The following is a 5,993-nucleotide window of genomic DNA, read 5'->3' as shown; positions in this document are numbered from 1 at the left end:
AAGTCTTCCAATTTAGAAAAATTAATTTATTACACGCAAGAGATTATTCGAGAAGACAGTAATCTCTATTTGATTATCCGTCCTAAGATTGCTTCTCAAGAAGTATATCGATTGACAGAAGACTTGGCAGTCGATCGCATAACCGTACAGGAGTTGCTGGATCTGCGGGATCGCTTCGTCAACCACTTCCATCCCCATGAAGGTGACTTGCTAGAACTGGATTTCGGGCCTTTTTACGACTATTCGCCGACAATTCGCGACCCCAAAAATATCGGCAACGGCGTGCAATTACTCAACCGCTATTTATCTAGCAAACTGTTGCAAGAACCCGGACAATGGCAGGAAGCTTTGTTTAATTTCTTGCGCGTTCACACCTACAACGGTGTTCAATTGCTAATCGACGAACGCATTCGATCGCAGCAACAGTTATCCGACAGGGTGAAAAAAGCCTTAACCTTTTTGAACGATCTACCTAACCACCAATCCTACGAAGAATTTCGGTTTGAACTGCAAACAATGGGTTTTGCACCCGGTTGGGGTAACACTGCGGGTCGGGTACGAGAAACGCTGGAAATGCTGGACGAATCGATCGATTCATCCGATCGTCAAACTCTAGAAGCATTCCTCTCTCGTATCCCGATGGTGTTTAAAATTGTTTTAGTGTCTCCTCACGGTTGGTTCGGTCAAGAAGGAGTTTTGGGACGACCCGATACAGGCGGTCAAGTAGTGTATGTTCTCGACCAAGCTAAAGGTTTAGAAAAACAACTGCAAGAAGACATCACCTTAGCTGGATTGGATGTGCTGAATATTCATCCAAAAGTAATTATTCTCACTCGTCTAATTCCTAACAGCGATGGTACTCGCTGCAACCAACGTCTGGAAAAAGTTTACGGTACCGAAAATGCCTGGATTTTGCGCGTACCATTCCGGGAATTCAATCCCAATATGACGAATAACTGGATATCGCGTTTTGAAATTTGGCCTTATCTGGAAACCTATGCTATAGATGCGGAAAAAGAACTGCTGGCAGAATTTCACGGTAGACCGGATTTGATTGTCGGTAACTATTCTGATGGTAATTTAGTGGCGTTTCTGCTGGCGCGTCGCCTTAAGGTGACGCAGTGCAATATCGCTCACGCTTTAGAAAAATCTAAATATCTGTTCAGCAATCTTTACTGGCAAGAATCTGAGGAGGCATATCACTTTTCGCTGCACTTTACTGCCGATTTGCTGGCGATGAATGCGGCGAATTTTATTATGACCAGCACTTACCAAGAAATTGTGGGAACGCCGGATAGTGTAGGTCAGTACGAGTCTTACAAGTGCTTTACGATGCCAGATTTGTATCACGTTGTCAATGGGATTGAGCTATTCAGTCCTAAGTTTAATGTGGTAGCACCTGGGGTAAATGAAAATGTGTATTTTCCCTATACTAGGCATGAAGATAGAATAGAGAGCGATCGCGATCGGCTGGAACAAATGCTGTTCGAGCGCGAAGATCCGACCCAGATATTTGGTAAACTGGAAGATCCCCGCAAGCATCCTCTCTTCTCGATGGCGCGACTCGATCGCATCAAAAACCTGACCGGATTAGCGGAATGCTTCGGTAAAAGCCAAGAATTGCAAGCACATTCTAACTTAATCTTAATCGCTGGGAAATTGCGCGTTGAAGAAACAACCGATCGGGAAGAACGCGCTGAAATCGAAAAGCTTTACCGCATTATTGATGAGTACAATTTGCACGGTAAAATTCGCTGGTTGGGGGTGCGCCTACCTAAAAGCGATTCTGGAGAAATTTACCGAATCATAGCCGATCGCCAGGGTATTTTTGTGCAACCAGCTTTGTTTGAAGCGTTTGGTTTGACGATTTTGGAATCGATGATTTCCGGATTGCCGACTTTTGCCACCCAGTTTGGTGGCCCATTGGAGATTATTCAAGATAAAGTTAATGGATTTTACATCAATCCAACCCACTTGGACGAAACTGCCGAGAGAATTTTGGAATTTATTTCCAAATGCGATCGCGATCCTCACTACTGGCATGAAATTTCCCAGCGAGCTATCGATCGAGTATACAGCACCTACACCTGGAAAATTCACACGACTCGGCTGCTGTCCTTGGCGCGGATTTATGGTTTTTGGAACTTTACTTCTCAGGAAAATCGCGAGGATTTGTTGCGCTACATTGAATCTTTGTTTTATTTGCTGTTTAAACCAAGGGCGCAACGTTTGCTAGAGCAACATATGCAGCGTTAATATGCAGGTTGCGTGGGCGATACATCTGTGATGATTTTAGGTGCGTTACACTGCGTTAACGCACCCTACTGGTTAATAGATGAGTTAAATAGACAGTTTGTTAATTGTCACATCAGCTAATTGCTGCTGCTTTAGCTTTGAGAAACCGGAGTGATTAAAAAAACCCGCTTTTTTACATTGTGGCAAACTACTTTAAATATGGCGAGGGATTGACGCTTAGCAAACTGGTATTTCCGGATCGGGTTTTGTGAGTGCTGAATATAGAGTATTGGTACATACAAATTTTATAGTTTTTATGTTAGCACCAGAACTAAATCGGCAAATGCACCTTGACTATCTCATCGGTTTCAAAGGATTTATTACTTTTGCTAGAGATCCCGGTCAAACTGATTCTGTTTTCGATATGGCGGAGGGGTTTCGCCATACCGAAACATATCAAAAATCGATGGAATACTTGAAGTCTATCCCTGAAGTTCAACCTCTCATTGCCGAACGTTATATAGCCCAAACTCCAGATATAGAAGCCCTGCTAAAACTACCCAAACATTCTCTGGGTTACACCTATGCGTACAAAATGAAGGAGGCAAATTTCGATCCTGAATTTTATCGTAAGGTTAGGGTGGACAATGATTATACTTACCTGGCATTACGCATACGTCAAACCCACGATATTTGGCACGCGATTACTGGTTTTGACACTGATGTATTCGGAGAAATCGGTTTGCAAGCATTTTATCTTGCTCAAACTCGCACACCTTTGTCGGTGGCGCTGATGGCGGGAGGAATTTTGAATACTCTGCTGAGATTTCCAGATGATTTGAGCGAGCTGATGAAAATTATCGATCGCGGTTATAATATGGGGTTAAAAGCGAAACCTTTACTGGCGCAAAAGTGGGAGGAAAATTGGGATAAACCTTTGTCACAATGGAGAAGTGAATTAGAAGTTGAAATTAATTAAAGACTGGCGATTGGGTAATTTTAAATTGGAGATTTGAAATTTCAGATTTAAGTTGAATTTGAAATTTCAAATCTAAAATTTCCCTGTTTGCAGTTGGGAAAGCGGCCAAATTTTGATTGTATTGTCATTGCTACCACTGGCGAGAATCAGGTTCTGGGGACTAAAAGCAACGGCATCAACTGTATCTAAATGTCCGCTTAGGTTGTCAAGCAATATACCAGTAGTGACATCCCAAATTTTGATATTTGAGTCGCCACTGCTGGCGATTTTCTTGCCATCGGGACTAAATGCGATCGCAGTCACCGCATCTTCATGTCCGGTGAGAGTGTTTTCGATTTGACCGGTCATCACATTCCACAGTTCGATCGTACCTTCTCCCGTACCGCTGACGAGAAGATTTCCATCAGGACTAAAAGCAAGCGATCGCACTCGTAAAGAGTGTCCGGTTAAAGTTTGCTTTTGCTGACCGGAGAGCGGGTTCCAAAGTTTAATAGTATTATCAAAACTGCCACTAGCAATAGTCTGTCCATCCGGGCTGAAAGCAACAGCAAATACCCAGGAATAATGACCGATGAGAGTTTGGCGCAACTCACCCGTTTTGGCATCCCAAATTTTAATGGTATGGTCGTAACTACCGCTAGCAATAGTTTGTCCGTCGGGACTGAATGCGACAGAAGACACCCAACCAGAATGACCGATAAGGGTATGCAGCAGCTTACCCGTACTAACGTCCCACAATTTAATAGTATTGTCGGCGCTGGCGCTAGCTAAAGTTTGCCCATCGGGACTGAATGCGATCGCACTTACTCCGCTTAAATGACCCCACAAAGTTCTGATTTGTTTACCAGTGCTTATATCCCATAATTTGATGGTGCTATCACCGCTACCGCTGGCAAGAATTTCTCCATCAGGACTGAACGCGATTCCATTTACCCTGCTTAAATGCCCCAACAATGTGTTATAAGGGTTAGATAGGTACGTTTCTGCCAGGTTATTTTTAATAGCATTATTTGCATTTGAAGTAATAACTAGAGGATTAGATTGCTTTTCTGCTGCCACTGCTGAATGGGATTCTTCTGAGCGCTTTGGCCTTCTTTGGTAGCTCCAATCAGGTGAGTTTGTGCTGAAGTAATCATAAATTTGAGTGCCTGTAAACCCCAGCAGCAAAGTCGCATTAACTGCCAGAAATTCAGTAGCGAACTTTGGTAGCTTTTTATATCGCGTTTTTTTAATTTTTGGTAAAGGTATTTGCTGGGATACTTCCGGTAAGTTAGTTTGAATACCTCTAGCTACGGTGCCGATGTTACTTGTCGATAAATGGCGCTCAATATTTTCAATATACTGGAAAATTATTTGCGTACTTGAAGGGCGGTTACCCGGAAAAGGAGCCATCAAGTAATCAATAAAATCTGCTACTGGTTTTGTTACTTGGGGGGCACTTTTTCGCCACAACAATTCACCAGTGCGGGGATCTTCCGGAAAGTCGTTGGGAGGTTTACCTGTGAGCAAATAAACTAAAGTTCTGCCTAAAGCAAAAAAATCAGATTGAGGTACTGCTTTGCCATTTACTTGTTCCAGGGGTGTATAGCCTGTAGATATAATTCCCGTAACATTTTGTCCGCCACCGACTTTTGCCAAGTAAGTTCCTGAAATTTCTCTAGCAGTGCCAAAATCAATTAATACCAAATCGCCCCAACCTCCCTTACTAAGGGGAGCATGGTCGGAGCGCAACATAATGTTAGATGGTTTGATATCTCGATGAAAATACTCTTGCTGATGTACCCGCTCCAAGATAATTACCAACTGTTTTAACCAGTCAACTGCTTGCGCTTGGGTAATTGGTTGATAGTTCCTAGCTAAAAGCCATTCTTCTAAGTTACAGCCGTCAATTTTTTCCATCACCAAGCAGTGCAGCGGCTGTTGATTGTTTCTGGGTAAAGTAAGAAAATAGGCGTCGCGATCGACTTTGGGAATACCGGGATGGTCTAGCAAACTTAAAATCTCTGCTTCTCGCCGAAACAGGGAAACAGCCTTGGGATGGTTGTTAAACAACACTTTGAGAACTTTTGGTGTTGTTCTATCCAACACCTCAAAGGTTTTGCTAAATCCACCTTGCCCCAGTTGACGTATAACTCGATAGCGCTCTTGCAATAATATTTCCCAACCGCAGTGACGACAAATACGATTGGGAATATTCAACGGATCTGTAGGTTTTGGACAATCGGGATTTAGGCAATAACTCACGGCGCTTAGATTACTCTAGTTTACACAGTTAGCCTGTAACGATGCTAACCAAATAAGCAATCCGCCACAATGGCTTACTGCAACATTAATGCGATCGCCCTATTACATTCAACGCTCTCCAGGTATAGTTGTAGGGACAGCTTCACCGCCCAGCAGTTATTCCTCAACAAGATATACGACTTAACCCTAACCAAGTTTTGCTGTCAACAATGCCGTTAACCACCAACCCGTTATCTTTTTGGAAAGATTTTACCGCCGCCTCTGTCCGTAAGCCGTACACTCCATTAATGACATTGCTGTAGTAGTTCAGAGTAAAAAGGAGTCGCTGTACAATTTTGACGGCATCCCCGTAGCTACCGTAACGCAGAACCGGCAGAGTCTCTGTGGGGCTTAGTTGAGCGCTCTTGGTTTCTAGCTTTATTACAGATTGCATGGTTTTGTTCGCAGAACTTTGCTTTAACATCTCCAAGATAATACTGAGTCCCAAGCTGTGTCAGTACCCAAATGGGTGATATTACTTAGATAGTAGCATAAA

4 protein-coding genes are annotated in these 5,993 nt (G+C 43.2%); 2 read left to right on the top strand and 2 right to left on the bottom strand.

Annotated features, from left to right (window positions below; all coding sequences use genetic code 11):
- On the top strand, positions 1-2,256 hold a 2,256-nt coding region (locus H6S82_RS15075; protein ID WP_191056370.1), incomplete at its 5' end, for a sucrose synthase.
- Between the two features lie 295 nt (positions 2,257-2,551).
- A complete protein-coding gene (locus H6S82_RS15070) occupies positions 2,552-3,214 on the top strand; it encodes a Coq4 family protein (protein ID WP_190469733.1) in 663 nt (220 codons plus the stop codon).
- A 72-nt stretch (positions 3,215-3,286) separates the two neighbouring features.
- On the opposite strand, the gene H6S82_RS15065 is transcribed toward H6S82_RS15070, so the two are convergent.
- Together H6S82_RS15065 and H6S82_RS15060 are read right to left on the bottom strand one after the other, a co-directional pair.
- Complete coding sequence (locus H6S82_RS15065) at positions 3,287-5,458, bottom strand: protein kinase (protein WP_190469735.1); 2,172 nt, start codon at positions 5,456-5,458, stop codon at positions 3,287-3,289.
- A 163-nt stretch (positions 5,459-5,621) separates the two neighbouring features.
- On the bottom strand, positions 5,622-5,891 hold the full coding sequence (locus H6S82_RS15060) for a peptidoglycan-binding domain-containing protein (protein ID WP_190469737.1): 270 nt from the start codon (positions 5,889-5,891) through the stop codon (positions 5,622-5,624).
- Between the last annotated feature and the right edge of the window lie 102 nt (positions 5,892-5,993).

The sequence above is a fragment of the Planktothrix sp. FACHB-1355 genome (assembly GCF_014748295.1).
GTDB lineage: Bacteria > Cyanobacteriota > Cyanobacteriia > Cyanobacteriales > Aerosakkonemataceae > Aerosakkonema > Aerosakkonema funiforme_A.
Note: the sequence above shows the minus strand (reverse complement) of the source record. Positions and strands in the feature narration are given on the sequence as shown.

What these genes read in the sequence shown, in the direction of transcription:
- H6S82_RS15070 (WP_190469733.1), top strand. Translation starts at nt 2,552, where the DNA reads ATGTTAGCACCAGAACTAAATCGGCAAATGCACCTTGACTATCTCATC.
- H6S82_RS15060 (WP_190469737.1), bottom strand. Translation starts at nt 5,891, where the DNA reads ATGCAATCTGTAATAAAGCTAGAAACCAAGAGCGCTCAACTAAGCCCC.